The organism is Parabacteroides sp. AF18-52, assembly GCF_003479145.1.
GTDB classification, from domain to species: Bacteria; Bacteroidota; Bacteroidia; order Bacteroidales; family Tannerellaceae; genus Parabacteroides; species Parabacteroides faecis.
Window position 1 is genome coordinate 26,345 of sequence record NZ_QUGR01000018.1, and the last position, 17,344, is coordinate 43,688.

Here is a 17,344-nt window from a genome sequence, read left to right on the forward strand (position 1 = left end):
GTCATTAATATAGGAAAAATAAAGAAATGAAAAACTCGATTATCTTATGTGCTCTCGGTCTTCTGGCGGGAGGGTATGCAGAAGTGACTGCACAGGCTTCCTGGTTACCTGGCGTGATGAACACGAATAAAAACATTCGTTTGCTGGAGTGTTCCTACAGTGATGCAGAGTTGAAGCATTGTGAAGAAATAGGTTCCGGCTCTGACTGGGAAGTCCGCACGGAACAAGTAGCTGCCAATGGTGGTAAAACATATACTTTTTCTTTTACAGCCAAGCGGGATATAAGCGATGCCGGTGTGGCGGTCGCATTCGACCGGTATGGCTGGACCAGCGACAACTATGTGATGATCCCTTCTTCTGTCTACAATGGTAACAGACAGCGTATTGTAAACCGTTCGTATGCGACAGGCCTCGATAAAACGGATTATAACAGGAAAGATCTGGCTTTGACCTCTAATCCGATTCCTCAGCTTTCTCCGGAGTTCGGGGCTATTTCACGCCTGGAAGTCAATATAAGTAACACGGCAACTCCTGCCATGGCGATGCTGGAACGGGGGAAGAAGTCCGGAACGATTTTATTGACCGATCAGGGTATCGAATGGAACAGGCAGCTATTGGACCATGCCCTGATCGTTGAAGAAACGCCTGATCGCAGTGTTGCCTCTTTTGTCGTCAGTGCTCCGGGGGTAAGGGAGCGTAAACCGGAGTTTATCGGTTTCAGCAAAAGTCCTGACCGGGGTATACAGGTAAAGAAAGGCGACCGGATCGTTATTCGGGTTACCGAGATCACTTTCCCTTGTAAAGATGTTCCCGGATTGCTGACCCGCTTTATGAAAGATCGTAAGCTGCATACAGGAGGAGAAGCCCCCCGTAATCTGATGCCGATGAGCGAGGTCTTGACCCGGATGGTGCGAAATATCGATGACCGTTATTATATAGGTGACCAATGGGAGTATTATTGTCCGGAAAATGCAGACTGGATCTCTTATGGCTGGATCGGCGGTTTAATGAATACCTATCCGATGCTGGCCTTAGGAGATGCGGAACATTTGCGGAAGGTGAAAAACACGTTCGACTTCGGACTGCCCCGTGCCAAAGGGAAAAGTGGTTATTACTATGATGTTCTCGGTTCGGACGGGAAGGTGTTGAACCGTGATGCAGCAAGTCAGAATCCGGGAATCGGCCTGACACGTAAAAACGGGGATGTGCTTTATTGGATGGTCAAGCAATTTATGCTGTTGAAGGAACAGGGAAAAGCCAATGTTATCGACGCCGGATGGGAAACGAATGTGCGTCTGCTGGCGGATGCTTTTGTCAATACCTGGAAAAAACAGGGTACATGGGGTAATTATCTGGATGTGGAAACCGGTAATGTGGCTGTCTATAACACGACGAGCGGCGCTATGGCTGTTGCCGGATTGGCTTTGGCTTCCGGGTATTATAATAATCCGGCTTATCTGGAAGTGGCTTGCGAGGCAGCGGCAGACTATTACGATAATTTTGCTTTAGTCGGCTTTACTTCCGGTGGCTGTGGGGATATCCTGCAAAATGCAGATTCGGAAACGGCAGTTGCTCTCCTCACTTCTTTAATGACTCTTTATGAAATAACCGGAAAAGAACAATATCTGAAACAAGCCGGGGATCTGGCAAACCTGTGCGCCACCTGGACCGTTTCTTTCCCTTACCGTCTGCCGGAAGATACTCCATTAGCGAAACTCGGTGCGAATCTGACCGGTGCCGTTTGGGCAAGCACGCAGAATAAACACGGGGCCCCGGGTTTTTGTACACAGTCAGGAGACGCCTTGTTCAAGTTATACCGTTCTACCGGGGATATGTCTTATGCCGAGTTACTTCGGGACGTGATTCATGCCCATGCGGAAGGCGTACAACCGAATGGTAAGATCACGGAGCGTCTGACTTATTGTGATGCCGACAGCCGTGGTTCGCGCGGAGATGGCGGCAAGACCGGATGGAATGAAACAAACGGAGCGATGATGGCGTTGGAAATCCCCGGTATCTACGTGCGGACGGATATCGGTTCACTCTACGTCTTTGATCATGTGGAAGCTAAAATTGTAAAGCAGAGCAATAAGCAATTGGTTCTGCAAATCACGAATCCGACCGCTTATGATGCTACCGTAACGATCTTTGCAGAGAATGCAGAGGAGTCTGCCCGTCCGTTGGGTGATAACGCTTTCATGCAATGGAAAGATAAAGTGACGGTAAAGGCGGGTAAGTCCGTAAACTATAAACTAAAAACAAATTAATAATAAACTCTTATGACAGAATATAAGAAGATCCTTTCATTGTGTGCCGCCTCTCTGCTTCTTTTCAGTTGCACGACCGGAAAGACCTGGGATTTCAATACCGACTATTTTAGTATCGGTGTGAATGATAAAGGGTATATAACGAGTATGAAGAATACGACCGTATCTCCTAACCGCGAGTTCAGTCCTGCCGATAAACCTTCTCCCTTGATGTCATTGTACGACAGTGAGAAGAAAGTATATTACACGCCCCGGAGTGCTTTTTTCAATGAAACGACCAATTGTTTCACGTTGGAATACCCGAATGGCTCTGTTGCGGAAGTGGCTTTGCAACCCTGCGGTAAATATTTCAAACTGACATTGAATAGCCTGGAGCCGAGAAATGGTATCGATGCAATCCAGTGGGGAACTTACTATACGAATATAACCAATCTGTTAGGTGAAATTATCGGTGTGGCCCGCGATACCAGCGATGTAGTGAATTACAGTATCGGTGTGCTGGCACTCGACGACAATACATTAGGCGGTACACCTGATATCGAAGGCGATGCCGCCCCTTTCCAGTATATCATTCATACGCCCGATAAAGAACGCTACCCGTTACCGGACAGCCTGCATGAAGGACAGGTGTTTACCCTGGGAGGGAATGGTATCAGCGATGTCGCTTTCTATGCCAATAAGGAACCTTATTACCGGATCATGTACGGAAATGCAGCTTTGGTGGATAGCCTCGGACGCATTTATCTCAATTATCAGTCGCGTGATCGGTCGAAACCGCGCCAGGTCTTTTATTCCCTGATCCCGAACATGCCGGCAAACATTCCGAATCATATCGATGTGGAGCCTATACCGGGTGTCGATTTTATCGGCTCTTCCGTAGCTTTGTGGGGGAGTCCGGACAGTACGGCGCTGTTGGATGTGATTCAAAATATTGTCCTCTCGGAGGGATTACCTTATCCGACCGTAAAAGGCAAATGGGTCAAGGATCCGGCAGCCTTTAGTCCGGATGTAATGACCAGCGGTAACCGCTATGATAGCATTATTTCGTATACCGCCCGGTTAGGTTTCCCTGCCATCCATGCCTACGACCAGGGATTTTTACGTCCCGACCGTGCGAACGCGGGATATCTGGACGGAAAGGACCAGGCAAAGAAACCTTTCCGTTTTAGTTCCGGTAATAAATCACATCGTGAATTTGCCGATCTGGCAGCGGAACAAGGGCTGATGTTGGGACGGGTTTGTATAACCAACTCGCTGGCACCCGGCACAATGGATGTCAGTCCTGTACCGAGCGACAGTTTATGTTACCAGCAGAAACGTACCCTGATGAAGAGTATCACGGCGAAAGATACCGTGATAGTGGTGGATGATCCGAAATACCTGGAGGAGATCGCCAGTTGGGAAGGCCATTGCAAGGATTTGAATATAATAAAAATAGGAAAGGAACTGATCCATTATCTGGGGGTATCCGAAACGGCCCCTTATACTTTGCAGAATGTAACCCGGGGATATTGGGGCACGAAGCCTGCTTCCCATGAGGCAAATGAAACGGTTTATAAGTTGCAGGTAACTATCAACTACGGTTATGACGGTTTGATCCCGGACCTGGCCCTTCAGGATAAGATCGCCGAGTATTATGCAGAGGTGGCAGCCTATAGCGGCCTGACACTTTATGACTTCGACGGACAGGAATTTCTTTTCAACAATGGACACGGTTATTATTCTGCCAAACGCTTCTTCCGTAAAATGTTTGAAAGGGCGAAAGAACTGGATGTACCTTATATCCGTTTCTCCGGCGCCACATTGTCGGAAGGCTCCTGGCATTACCAGAGCGTCTGGAATGTAGGTGGCGGACGTAACCTGTATGATATCGATACCCGCGAATGGGGAAGTGCGACCAGTCAGGGAAAAGACTTGCGTGACGTGACCTATTCGAATTATTATCCGGTTTCGTTCGGAGGTAATTTTGCTATAAAAGATACTTCTACTGTGGAGCAATATGAACATGTGCAGGCCATCTCAGTCGGATACGGTGCAACCTATTTCCTGGCGATCAACCAGGAAGATGTGGAAAGCTGTCCGCAGAAGGAGAAGATATTCAAAGCCATCCGAACTTGGGAAGATGCTCGTAGGGCGAATGCTTTCCCCCGGCAGATAAAGAAACTTCTCAGGGATCCGTCCTACGACTGGAGACTGGAGGCCGGTGAAGACGGAAATAGTTGGACGTTGTACCGTCTTGCCAATGGCGATAAGGTAGAATCGTTTGTTTTACGAAGAGCGGAAGGGTATTGAAAATAACACAATAGTATTGAGTGGTATAGCACTATAGTGTGAAGGACGTTGGCATAGTAGTGCTATATACCTTGGCACTATAGTGCTACTTTTAATGATATAGGTTTCCTGATGCCTTAAGGATATCTGTCTATCAGGTGTTTTCCGAGATACAGAAAGTGTATAGGCTTATTGTATGAAGGATGATTATGTATAGATATTGTTTGTTAGACAATAAATGTCGTTGTTTTTGTTGCATATCTACTTGCTAATCTGTATATTTGTCTCCGTAAATACCTGAAAAACTCAATCTTTATATGTGATAAATACAAGAAGTATGAAAAAGTTATTGCTAACCTTACTGGCTGTACCCTTTTTGGTAAGTTGCCAGGATTCCCATCAGATCGAAGCAAAGATAGCCCAGTCTCCGAAAACGTTTTGTAATCCGGTCAATCTGAATTACCGGTTTATGAAAATAGATGGAGGTCAGGGGATTCGGGAAGCTGCCGATCCGGTCGTAGTCTCTTTCAAAGACAACTATTATTTATTTGCTTCCAAGTCGTCAGGCTACTGGTATTCCAATGACTTTACCGATTGGAAGCATGTTTTTATAACCGATTCAGTGCTGCCGATCGAGGACTATGCACCGGGACTTTTTATACATAATGACTACCTGTATTATGTCGGTTCCACTCACGGGAAAGGCATGTTGTACCGTTCATCCGCTCCGGAAAAAGGGGAATGGGAACCGGTGAAAGAGATCTGGTCTTTCTGGGATCCTGCTTTCTATGTGGAAGGGGATAATTTGTATATGTATTATGGCTGCTCACCTGTCGATCCGATTTATATGCAGGTGTTGGATCTGAATACCTTGGAAGCAAAGACAGAAGTAGTCGCTTGCTTTAACAGCAATAAAGAAAATTACGGCTGGGAACGGACGGGCGAACTGAACGAACTTCCCCGTCGTCCTTATATCGAAGGTGCCTGGATGACGGCTCATCAGGGAAAGTATTATTTACAATATGCCGGCCCCGGAACCGAGTGGAAATCGTATGCGGATGGTGTGTATGTCAGTACATCGCCTACCGGTCCGTTTACTTATATGGAAAACAGCCCGGTCTCTTATAAACCGACTGGGTTTATCGGTGGTGCCGGACATGGCTGTATGTTTACGGCTGGTAACGAAAACTATTGGAAGGCTGCGACCAATTCGATCTCTGTCCGCCATATGTTTGAGCGGAGAGTCTCTTTTTATCCTGCCGGATTCGATAAAGACGGCTATCTGCATACAAATACTTATTTGGGCGATTATCCGATGTATCTGCCCGGAGGGAAAGAACAAACAGCCGGAAACTATCAACCCGGTTGGATGCTGCTGTCTTATAAGAAGCCGGTGACTGTTTCTTCTTCGCTGGATGGGTATCCGGCAGGAAACACAGTCGATGAGGATGCCCGTACGGCTTGGGTTGCCGCCTCGAATAAAGAGAACGAATGGCTACAGGTCGACTTGCAACAGCTGGCATCTATCCAGGCGATCCAGGTGAATTTCGACGAATACGGAGCCAACCAGCGGGGCTTTGTCCCCGGCGTTTACCAGAGTTATCTGATCTATGCTTCGGCGAATGGCGAGGATTGGTATCCGGTAGTGGATTACAGTACTAAAAAAACAGATACGCCTCACGACTATATCGAATTTGAGGCTCCGTTCAAAGCCCGGTATATCAAATTGCAAAATAAAGAATATACAGTATCCCAGAACCTGTCCGTCCGCGATTTGAGGATATTCGGTAACGGTCTGGGCAGTAAGCCGCGTGCGATCAATGATTTTACGGTGCAACGCGATCTTGCCGACCCGTGTAAAGTTCGTTTAAGTTGGAATGAAGTGCCGCATACCCAGGGATATATTGTCCGTTATGGCGTGGCGGAAGACAAACTTTATAACAATTTCCAGGTAATGGGAGAGACAACCCTGGAGATCGGAAGTCTTAATAAAGGTGTTACTTATTATTTTACCATAGATACTTATAATGAGAATGGCGTTACTCAAACGTCGCAGATAGAAGTTTGCCAATAATATATAGAATAGAAAACAAAAGATCGAAGAATGAAAAGATTGATTTTTACGGTGATGTTATTGCTCCCTGCCCTTTGGATGGGAGCTCAGTCACAACGGGAGAAAGTGTTGTTGAATCAGGATTGGCTCTTCGCCAAAGGGCATGCGGCTAATCCGGAAAAGGATTTTAATTATGGACAGGCACTGTCGTTTTCAAAGGTGGCATTTTTACAGGAGTCGACCTTATTGAATGCGGACCAGGAGTCGCGTTTGTCTATTCCTCATACGCAGAAGTTCGATGACAGCAAATGGGAGAAGATATCTCTGCCGCATGATTGGGGAATGGCTTTGGATTACAGCAAAGAGCAGTTCAAGGTAAAAGGATACCGTAAACTGGGCGGGCGTTCACCTGAAAATAGTGTGGGCTGGTACCGGAAACGGTTCACTCCTGAATTGGTAAAGGGAGACCGTTATACATTGGAGTTTGAAGGTATATTCCGTGATGCCCAGGTGTGGATGAACGGTATTTATCTGGGACGTGGCGAAAGCGGTTATGTTCCTTTGGTATTCGATGTGACTGAATGTCTGAATTATGAACCGGATGCAGAAAATGTGATATCCGTACGTGTAGATGCTACTCATTCTGAATTATGGTCGTACGAAGGTGCCGGTATTTACCGGAATGTATGGCTCCATCGCACCGCTCCGATCCATATCCCCCAGTGGGGAACTTTTGTGTCGAGCGATGTCAATCTCCAGACGAAGGAGGCACGCGTAAAGGCGCAGGTAGAAGTTTCCAATCAGAGTAGCAATGTGGCCAATGTAATTGTGCAAAACTCCATAATCGACCATCAAGGTCGGGAAATAAACAAGTCGGGCGGCACACTCTCTATCAAACCATTGGAAACCGAACTGTTTGAGATAGAGATGAACGTATCGGAGGCCAGTCTTTGGTCGCTGAAGACGCCGACTCTTTATACGATGCATACGGATATCCTGGTGGATGGAGCAGTCGTAGATAGTTATGATACTTCTTTCGGAATCCGTGATATCCGTTTTGATGCCAACGAAGGTTTCTTCCTCAATGGCGAACGTGTTCAGATCCAGGGCGTATGTTGCCATCAGGACCATGCCGGCGTAGGTATTGCTGTTCCGGACCAGCTGAATGCGTGGCGAATCGCCCGTCTGAAAGAATATGGAGTGAATGCATATCGTGCATCCCATAATCCTCCGACAACGGCTGTATTGAATGCCTGTGATACACTGGGTATGCTGGTTATGGATGAAATGCGTGTATTGAGTTCCAGCGATGAGGGATTGAATCAGATGAAGACCGTGATCCGTCGCGATCGTAACCATCCGTCCGTCATCATTTGGTGTTTAGGAAATGAAGAACCGGCGATACAAGGCTCGGAAAAAGGTCGTATGATCGTTGAGCGCATGAAAGCCGTTCAGCGTAAACTGGATCCTTCCCGTCCGTGCACGGCGGCGATGAACGGTAGTTGGGGGGAAGGCTTCACTTATGCCGTCGACGTACAGGGTTCGAACTATTATAAGATAGGTAATATCGACGCTGTACACGAGAAATTCCCGAACCTGCCCTGTATTTTCACAGAAGAAGCAAGTACGGTTATGACACGTGGCATCTATGAAACGAATGCCGCTAAAGGTTTCCATCAGGCTTACGACCGCGACCATCCGGGATGGGGTGCCCGTGCGCAGGAGTGGATGCGCTATGTGGATGCACGTAAATTTGTTGCCGGAGCCTTCGTCTGGACCGGTTTCGATTATGGTGGCGAGTCGGTAGAACATTACTGGCCGGGCGTAGTGTCTCATTTCGGTATCTTAGACTATTGTGGCTTCCCGAAAGATGCTTTCTGGTATTATAAGGCTTGGTGGACGGAAGAACCGGTGTTGCATATTCTTCCTCATTGGAATGGAATCGGTACCGATTCGGTAAACGTACACCTGTATACCAATATGGATGAAGTCGAACTCTTCATGAATGGTAAGAGTTTGGGTAAAAAGCAGGTTGGCAAATTTGATGTTCCCGAATGGCGTGTTAAATATGCTCCGGGTAAGTTGTTGGCAAAAGGAAAGAAGAACGGAAAGAAATATATAGAGTTGGTAGAAACTACCGGAAAGCCGGCTTCCTTGCAACTGGTCAGTGAAAATGGCTCTGCTATTCAGGGTGACGGCAATGACGTTGCTATCATCACCGTAAAAGTCTTGGATGCCAAAGGGCGTGTGGTACCGACTGCCGAAAACGGAATTCATTTCGATGTCCGTAACGGTAAGATCCTGGGAGTGGGGAACGGTCATCCTTCCAGTCACGAACCGGATGTCTTCCCCGCAGGCAGCGATGTGCACAGGAATGCTTTCGGTGGTTATGCCCAGGTGCTTGTTACCAGTGACCGTTCAGGACAACCTATTGAACTGACAGCCGTATCGGAAGGACTGAAAGAGAGTAAAATCATTGTCGAAGTAACAAAATAAAATAGATAATCTCATGAAAAACAAACTGAAAAGTATCGTTTTACTGGCTGCTCTCTCTCTGAACGGCCTGGTTGCACAAACGTATGATTATCCGTTCCGGAATCCTGACCTTCCGTTGGACGTACGTGTACAGGATATTATTTCCCGCCTTACGCTGGAAGAAAAAGTCCAGTTGATGAAACATGCCGCCCCGGCGGTTCCCCGTTTAGGTATACCTGCTTACAACTGGTGGAACGAAGCGCTGCACGGTGTGGCACGTACGAAGGAAAAGGTGACTGTTTTTCCGCAGGCGATCGGTATGGCTGCTACCTTTGACACGGAGGCTTTGCAACTTATGGGCGATATGACCTCTTCGGAAGGCCGTGCCCTCTTTAACGAAGATTTACGGGAAGGAAAGACCGGTAGTATTTACCGTGGGCTGACCTATTGGACTCCGAATATCAATATCTTCCGTGATCCCCGCTGGGGACGTGGACAGGAGTGTTATGGCGAAGACCCTTATCTGACAGGTAAGATGGGAACGGCCATTGTCCGTGGCTTGGAAGGTAGTGATTCTCATTATCTGAAAGCGGTAGCTTGTGCCAAGCACTATGCCGTACATAGCGGACCGGAAGGTAATCGGCACTATTTTGATGCACGTACCTCTTTGTATGATTTGTGGGATACGTATCTGCCGGCTTTCCGCGAGCTGGTGACGAAAGCGAAAGTACATGGTGTGATGTGCGCTTACAATCGGCTGGAAGGACAACCTTGCTGTGGTCACAATGAATTGTTACAGGATATTCTTCGTAACCAGTGGAAATTTGATGGCTATGTGACCTCCGACTGTTGGGCTGTAAAGGACTTTGCTCATCATCACAAAACGCATAGCAATGATGTAGATGCTGTAGCAGATGCAGTACTGAAAGGTACCGACCTGGAATGTGGTGATTTGTATCAGAAACTTCAGCAAGGCGTCCAGCAGGGTATTATTTCGGAAAAAGATATAAATGTATCTTTGGCTCGTCTCTTCAAAATACAGTTCAAATTAGGTATGTATGACCCGGCTGACCGTGTTCCGTATGCTACGATCGGGCGTGAAGTGATCGAGTGCGATGCGCATAAGGCACATGCTTATAAGATGGCGCAGGAGTCGATGGTCTTATTGAAGAATAATAAGAATATACTTCCCCTGAATGCTTCTAAGATTAAAAGGATTGCTTTAATCGGTCCGAATATGGATAATGGTAGTACATTGTTGGCTAATTATTTTGGTGTGCCCAGCGAAATTATGACCCCGTACAAGAGTTTGAAGAAACGTTTTGGCAATACGATTCAGATCGATACGCTGACAGGTGTCGGTATTGTTCAGAAACTGGAAGGTGCCCCTTCTTTTGCCCAGGTAGCCGCACAGGCTAAGAAAGCAGACATCATTATCTTTGTCGGTGGTATCAGTGCCGATTATGAAGGCGAGGCCGGTGATGCCGGAGCCGCAGGTTACGGCGGTTTTGCCAGCGGTGACCGTACAACGATGAAATTACCACCTGTGCAGACAGAGTTGATGAAAGAACTGAAAAAGACAGGCCGCCCGTTGATCCTGGTCAATATGTCCGGTTCTGTTATGAGCTTCGATTGGGAAAGCCGTAATGCCGACGCCATCCTGCAAGCCTGGTATGGCGGACAAGCTGCGGGCGATGCCATTACCGATGTCCTTTTCGGTGATTATAACCCGGCAGGCCGTATGCCGCTGACTACTTATATGAATGACGAAGATCTTCCTGATTTCGAAGATTATTCGATGGCGAACCGTACCTACCGTTATTTCAAAGGCGATGTCCGTTATCCGTTCGGTTACGGTTTGAGTTATACGACATTTGCTTATCAACCGTTGTCGAATGCTTCTGTTGTGAAGACCGGTGAAAGTATCCAGGTAACAACGACAGTCACAAATACCGGTAAACGGGATGGCGATGAGGTTGTTCAGTTGTATGTCTCTCATCCTCAAAACGAAAATACCCGTGTCCCGTTGCGTGCCTTGAAAGGTTTCAAACGTATTCATCTGAATAAGGGCGAAAGCCAGACTGTCACTTTCACCCTTTCTCCGGAAGAGTTGGCTCTGGTCGACGATAAAGGAAATCTGGTTCAGAAAGAAGGTCCTGTGGAATTATATATCGGCGGAGGTCAACCTTATAAATCGGAAGGAAGTTTCGGCGAGTTGAAGATTGAAGGAGAACCTTATGTCGTATACTAAATATTTTTTATTATTGTGTTTTATTCTATTTGCCTGTTATGTAAAGGCAAATAGAATAGACACCGTTTATGTTTCGGATTTTGGTGTATTACCTAATACTTATGAGAATGTTGTAACGGGTTTACAGGAAGCGATAAGAGCTTGTAAACAGACAGGTGCAAAAGTCTTGTGTTTTCCGAAAGGGCGCTATGATATCTGGCCGGAAGGTGCTGTTCGTGCTGAATATTTTATATCTAATACATCCACAGAAGAAGAGTGTCCTTCAAAAATAAAGACAGTAGGATTATTGTTTAAAGAGATGGAGGATCTTATTGTCGAAGGGAATGGCTCTTTGTTAATGTATCACGGGAAAATGATCACAATGGTACTGGACCATTGTAAAAATATACAGATCCGGAATATAAGTACAAACTTCCAGCGTCCGACTGCATCAGAGATTCGATATACCCGGGTTGCGACCGGAGAAACTGTCGTTACTTTACATCCGGATTCGTGGTATGAAATAGTGGACGGATATATAAATCTGTTTGGTGAAGGATGGAAGTCGAATCGTATTCATTGCAATGAATATGATGCGGAAAAGAAAACTTCCGTTTATACGAATGGTTGGAATGTCTTATCCAAATCAAAAGCAAAAGAACTGTCTCATGGAGTTGTAAGTTTTTCGACTCCTTCTGATTTTCATCCGAAAGAAGGGAATATATTAACTGCTCGCGATGTTATTCGTGACCAGGTCGGAATGTTTATACTGGAGAGTCGCGATATTGTTTTGCAGCATGTGAATATGCATTATATGCATGGTTTAGGTATTGTCAGTCAGTTTGTGAATAATATTACTATGGACCATGTCAATTGTGTTCCGCCGGAAGGTAGTGGCAGGATACTTGCGGCATCTGCCGATATGATGCATTTTTCCGGGTGTAGTGGAATGATAAACATTTCGGATTGCCGTTATGAAGGTGCTCATGATGATCCGATAAATATACATGGTACCAATCTGAGGATCATGGAAAAAATGGATGCTAATACGTTAAGACTTCGTTTTATGCATGGACAGAGTTATGGTTTCGTTGCTTTTCATGAAGGAGATGAAGTCGCTTTTATCAGAGCCAAACGTATGGAACGTTATCAAAGGGCGAAGGTGCAGGAGGTTCGACGGGTATCAGACAGAGAGGTTATAGTGCGTCTGGATAATCCTGTTCCGGCAGATATTGAGTTCGGATTGGATTGTGTTGAGAATATGACTTGTACGCCGGAGGTTGAGATACGTAACAGTTACTTTACCCGTACTTGTACGCGTGGGCTGTTAATTACAACCCCTCGTAAAGCCATTATTGAAAATAACACTTTCGAGAAAACTGGTATGAGTGCGATCCTGATAGAGGGAGATGCTGAAGGCTGGTTCGAATCGGGTCCGGTCTGTGATATTTTGATTCGGAATAATACTTTTATAGATTGTGCTTATCAGGGTGGTCCGGGTAATGCTGTTATTGCATTGAATCCTTCGAATACACAAATAGATCCTGATCGGCCCGTTCATAAAAACGTACGTATAGAAGATAATGAATTTCAGGTGTTTGATTATCCGATTCTTTATGCCAAAAGTACGAAGGAACTGGCGTTTAAGAATAATACGGTTATCCGGACTAAAGATTTGCATCCGCGATCTTCTAATAAACAGGCCTTCTTCCTGAACGGTTGCAGTCAGGTCGTTATCGAAGGAACGAACTGGGAGGGAGATATTCTGTCTTCGGGTTTACATCTGGAAAATATGAAAAAGAAACATGTGAGGTTTTCTAAAGATATAACACTGGACAAATGAGAAAAAATAATAATTTGTTGATGGCATTAGGCTTGTCTGCATTGAGTGTTTTCTTATTCTCGTGCAATGATCTTAGTGATAGTGAACAACAATCGGAGGCAATCATACGGAAACATACCATACGTTTTACCGAGCCTCCGAAACGGATCCCCAACCGTAATTCGGTAGATGCTCCTTTATTGGGGAATGGTTTTACCGGCGTTGCTTTAGCCGGTCCGCCCGAAGCACAAACCTTTTATGTGGCAAGAAATGATTTCTGGCGGTTGAAGTCGGCGTTAGATGAATCATATCCGTTGGTGTTAGGCAAAATTGAGTTGTCGATGCCGGCATTGAAAGGTGCCTCTTATCTGGTGGAGCAACAGTTGTACGATGCAACTACGACTGCCCGGTTTACAAAAGGTGACCTGTCTGTATCTTATAAAACTTATATTTCAGCAGAAGAGGACTTATTGGTTCTTGAACTGGAAATGAATGGTGAAGATAGCGTGGAAGGGTACGTGAATCTATCCTTACCGGGCGAGAAAGAAACAATAAATAATCCACCGTTAGAACGTGTTTTTCCTGATGAACGGGAGGTCGGCGTTACAAAGGAAGGAGTCTTTTATTTGTGGAGAACTTTCGAAGATTCTGTTGACATTCCGACGAAAGCGGCTATGGCTTTACGTATGGGGCAGTCTTCCGATGGTAGTTTTGTGTTGAAGCCAGGTAAACCGGTTCGTCTGGTCTGTGCTTTCTCTAGTAACTTTAAAAGTAATGACTGTGTTGCTGATGTCATTAAACGAGTTGAAGATTGTTCTTTTACCCATTTAAATGAGATTGAAAAGCATCATCAGGAATGGTGGAAAGATTATTGGCAGAAATCCTTTGTCAGTATACCGGATTCGGTAATAGAAAAGCAGTACTATCTGTCTCTCTACGGAATGGCCTCTTGTAGCCGTGATAAGGATTTTCCCCCTTCTATCTTCGGCACCTGGATTACCCGGGAACGTCCTAACTGGAACGGTGACTACCATTTGAATTATAATCATATGGCTCCCTATTACGGTTTGTATTCATCCAACCGTATCGAACAGGCCGATCCGTATTATATGCCGATGCTTGCCCAGATAGCCCGTGGTAATTATTATTCAGAAAAAGTAACAGGTATTTCCGACGGCATCTTATTACCGGTGGGAGCAGGGCCGTTAGGTATCGAAACGACCCGTCGTTCTCCCTTTATGGATACATATTTTAAAGGTTGGATCGATGGAAAGCTGGTGGAGGATGAAGGTTTCTTCATGGGACAGAAGAGCAACTCTTCTTATGCGGTTGTCAATATGTCGATGCAGTTTTACCGGACCTGGGATAAAGAATATACCCGGAAAGTATATCCGTTCGTGAAGGGTGTTGCCGCTTTCTGGGAAAAATATTTGACTCTTGAAGGAGATCGCTATGTCATTTATAATGATGCCATCCACGAAGGCACAGTAGGAACAATGAACCCGATCCTGTCTTTGGGATTGGTTCGGATGGTCATGCAGACAGTATCGGATATGAGTTCTTTTTTAGGTGTCGATGAAGATAAAAGAGAGCAATGGGCATTTATCAAAGATCATATGTCCGATTATCCGCTACAGGAGCGGAACGGAAAAACAGTCTTTCGCTATACGGAGAAAGGTACGGATTGGTGGGGCGATAATACCTTGGGGATACAGCATATTTATCCGGCAGGGCAGATCGGCTTGAATTCAGACCCGCAATTGTTGCAGATTGCATATAATACAGTCGATGAAATGCGACGTTGGTCCGATTTCAACGGAACGAACAGCTTTTTCCCGGCAGCCGTACGGATAGGATATGATCCGGATAGCATCCTGATTCATCTGAATGCCTATTCCCGCCATACGTATCCGAACGGATTCCAGCTGGATAATCCGCACGGCATTGAAAATTGGAGCACTGTCCCCAATACGATCAATGAGATGCTTTGTATGGGACATCAGGATATTGTCCGTGTTTTTCCGGTCTGGCCGCGTGAGAAAGATGCTTCTTTCCATCAGATACGGGTAGAGGGTGCTTTTTTGGTATCCGCAGAATTGAAAAATAAAGAGGTTACTTCCCTTACCATAGTGAGCGAACAAGGACGACCGTTGACTTTATTGAATCCCTGGAAACAAAAGAAAGTCCGGATGGAAGTCCGGAAGTCCGGGCAGCTGCTGGATGAAAAAGAACTGGAAGACGATGTTTTTCATTTGGAAACTTTACCGGGTACAAGTTATTTGTTTGTAGTAAATGATTGATTAATATGCTTTTCATGCTTGCAGGTGTACTGATTTGTTTTAATATCTGTTTTTAGCCAGTCCCTGCAAGCTTTATCTTTTTCGTTATTTCTTATTTATATGTTATTTATTTGCCTATTTTTGCGCGAAAAGGGATACGAGATGATTTAATGAAAAAGCTATACCACCATGATCATCAATGAAAGAACATTCAAAGATGTATATAATGACTATTTTGAAACTATATGCCGCTTCTTGAATTACTATACCCGTGATTATCAGGTAATAGAGGAAGTGGTGCAGGATGTTTTTGTCTGTTTATGGGAGGACTATGAAGGACAAGAAATACAATATATCAAGACTTTTTTATATAACAGTGCCCGTAACCGGATGCTGAACTATTTACGTGATGAAGATAATCATACTGTTTTATTAGAGAAGTGGGCCCGTATTGAATTAGAGAAAAACGAATCGGTCGATTGTGTGGACCGTGAGTTATTTTATCAACTATTACAAGCTGCTGTCGGATCTTTACCTGAAAAGTGCCGGGAGATATTTATCCTGAGCCGTGAAGAACAATTAAGCTATAAAGAAATAGCTGTTGTAAAGGAAATCTCCGTAAAGACTGTCGAGAATCAGATGGGTATTGCATTAAAAAAGATCCGTGAATACATAGCAGCTCATTCTGATGAATCGGTGATGATCATATTACTTTCCCTTTTATCAAAGAATTACTGACATAAGTTTACTTGGTTTTTTGTGAAGCAACGCTTCTTTTGGGTGGTTGGATGGCATATATTTCAATTTATTCATAAAATAATTTATAGGGCTTTGGGGGTTTTAGGGGGATTTATGTGTCAACTAACAAAGAACAAGAAAATGAACGAGCAACAAATACCATATGAACTACTGGCTAAATACTTATCCCGACAGTGTACATTGTCTGAGAGGGAGAAAGTAAATCATTGGCTGAATGAAGATTCCGAACATCGTCTTCTACTGAATAAATTGCAGCAGCAATGGGAAGGTGTACGGGTGAATGCCTCTTCGTATGTGATACCCGACAAAGTCGAAGTTTGGGAGAAGATACAGGATCGTATCCGTCATAAAGTAAAACAGGTCCCGTTGTATTCCCGCTCACTATTGATCCGCATCTCCGGTATTGCAGCTACTATAGCTTTGATTCTTGGATTTTCTTTGTCTTTTTTATTTAATAGTCAAAAAGATTCCTGGCAGGCATCTCAGTTTGAAAATGTAATTATGGCTCCTTCTGGGCAGAAAACCCAACTTGTTCTTCCTGATGGTACACTTGTCTGGTTAAATTCCGGGTCGCGTTTGTCCTATAATTATCAATATAGTACGCATGACCGTATTGTCAATCTGGAAGGAGAAGCCTTCTTTGACGTTAAAAAAGATACTCAATATCCTTTTATAGTCAAGACGGGTACTGTGGATGTAAAAGTGCATGGTACGGCATTCAACGTCAGTGCTTATACAGATGAAGAGGCCATAAAGGTCGCTTTGCTTCGAGGGAAGGTTAGCTTACTGTCGGCCGAAAATCAAAATTTGCTGACCTATTTGTCTCCTGATCAGGAAGCTATAGTTTCTAAAAAGAGTTTGTCCTGCCGGGTTGAATCTTGTGATGCGGAGATCGAAGCGAGCTGGCATCACAATCTTTTAAAGTTTGATGGTGATCCTGTAGAAGAAGTTTGGAAGAAACTGGGACGTTGGTATGGAGTAGATATTACGTTATCGAATGTAGACGTCTCAAAATCTTATTGGTTTACAATTAAGACGGAATCATTAACAGAATTATTAGAGATGATCAATAAAATTTCTCCAATAGAGTATAAACTAGACGGAAAGGAGGTGACGATCAGATATAAATAGGAAAGTCTTTTTAGACGTATTCTGCCTTATGCGTAAAAGGCACAGAGACCCCTAATC

At 44.9% G+C, this 17,344-nt stretch carries 9 protein-coding genes; all 9 read left to right on the plus strand.

Annotated elements, in window-relative coordinates; genetic code table 11:
* Positions 1-26: 26 nt before the first annotated feature.
* The 9 genes from DWX23_RS20750 (at position 27) to DWX23_RS20790 (ending at position 17,287) form a co-directional block, all read left to right on the plus strand.
* The gene (locus tag DWX23_RS20750; RefSeq protein WP_122375863.1) at positions 27-2,267 is read left to right on the plus strand and encodes a hypothetical protein; all 2,241 of its coding nucleotides are present in this window, start codon (positions 27-29) and stop codon (positions 2,265-2,267) included.
* Positions 2,268-2,279: 12 nt separating this feature from the next.
* On the plus strand, positions 2,280-4,559 hold the full coding sequence (locus tag DWX23_RS20755) for a hypothetical protein (RefSeq protein ID WP_122375864.1): 2,280 nt from the start codon (positions 2,280-2,282) through the stop codon (positions 4,557-4,559).
* 316 nt (positions 4,560-4,875) lie between these two features.
* A complete protein-coding gene (locus DWX23_RS20760) occupies positions 4,876-6,612 on the plus strand; it encodes a discoidin domain-containing protein (protein WP_122375865.1) in 1,737 nt (578 codons plus the stop codon).
* A gap of 30 nt (positions 6,613-6,642) precedes the next feature.
* Positions 6,643-9,087 (plus strand): beta-galactosidase GalA, encoded by a 2,445-nt coding sequence (gene galA / locus DWX23_RS20765; RefSeq protein ID WP_122375866.1) that lies wholly within the window; start codon positions 6,643-6,645, stop codon positions 9,085-9,087.
* Between the two features lie 13 nt (positions 9,088-9,100).
* A complete protein-coding gene (locus tag DWX23_RS20770; RefSeq protein ID WP_122375867.1) occupies positions 9,101-11,317 on the plus strand; it encodes a glycoside hydrolase family 3 C-terminal domain-containing protein in 2,217 nt (738 codons plus the stop codon).
* A complete protein-coding gene (locus DWX23_RS20775) occupies positions 11,304-13,139 on the plus strand; it encodes a right-handed parallel beta-helix repeat-containing protein (protein WP_122375868.1) in 1,836 nt (611 codons plus the stop codon). The genes DWX23_RS20770 and DWX23_RS20775 overlap by 14 nt, the downstream gene beginning before the upstream one ends.
* The gene (locus tag DWX23_RS20780; protein ID WP_233587715.1) at positions 13,136-15,418 is read left to right on the plus strand and encodes a hypothetical protein; all 2,283 of its coding nucleotides are present in this window, start codon (positions 13,136-13,138) and stop codon (positions 15,416-15,418) included. The genes DWX23_RS20775 and DWX23_RS20780 overlap by 4 nt, the downstream gene beginning before the upstream one ends.
* Before the next feature lie 168 nt (positions 15,419-15,586).
* Positions 15,587-16,135 carry an RNA polymerase sigma-70 factor gene (locus DWX23_RS20785; RefSeq protein WP_122375869.1) on the plus strand — a complete coding sequence of 183 codons (549 nt, stop codon included), beginning with the start codon at positions 15,587-15,589 and terminating at the stop codon, positions 16,133-16,135.
* Positions 16,136-16,276: 141 nt separating this feature from the next.
* Positions 16,277-17,287 (plus strand): FecR family protein, encoded by a 1,011-nt coding sequence (locus DWX23_RS20790; protein WP_122375870.1) that lies wholly within the window; start codon positions 16,277-16,279, stop codon positions 17,285-17,287.
* The last annotated feature ends 57 nt before the right edge of the window (positions 17,288-17,344 follow it).

Bases quoted from the DNA above. Each gene is read 5' to 3' on its own strand.
- DWX23_RS20790 (WP_122375870.1), top strand. From the start codon at position 16,277: ATGAACGAGCAACAAATACCATATGAACTACTGGCTAAATACTTATCC.
- DWX23_RS20780 (WP_233587715.1), top strand. From the start codon at position 13,136: ATGAGAAAAAATAATAATTTGTTGATGGCATTAGGCTTGTCTGCATTG.
- DWX23_RS20750 (WP_122375863.1), top strand. From the start codon at position 27: ATGAAAAACTCGATTATCTTATGTGCTCTCGGTCTTCTGGCGGGAGGG.
- DWX23_RS20755 (WP_122375864.1), top strand. From the start codon at position 2,280: ATGACAGAATATAAGAAGATCCTTTCATTGTGTGCCGCCTCTCTGCTT.
- DWX23_RS20760 (WP_122375865.1), top strand. From the start codon at position 4,876: ATGAAAAAGTTATTGCTAACCTTACTGGCTGTACCCTTTTTGGTAAGT.
- DWX23_RS20770 (WP_122375867.1), top strand. From the start codon at position 9,101: ATGAAAAACAAACTGAAAAGTATCGTTTTACTGGCTGCTCTCTCTCTG.
- galA (WP_122375866.1), top strand. From the start codon at position 6,643: ATGAAAAGATTGATTTTTACGGTGATGTTATTGCTCCCTGCCCTTTGG.
- DWX23_RS20785 (WP_122375869.1), top strand. From the start codon at position 15,587: ATGATCATCAATGAAAGAACATTCAAAGATGTATATAATGACTATTTT.
- DWX23_RS20775 (WP_122375868.1), top strand. From the start codon at position 11,304: ATGTCGTATACTAAATATTTTTTATTATTGTGTTTTATTCTATTTGCC.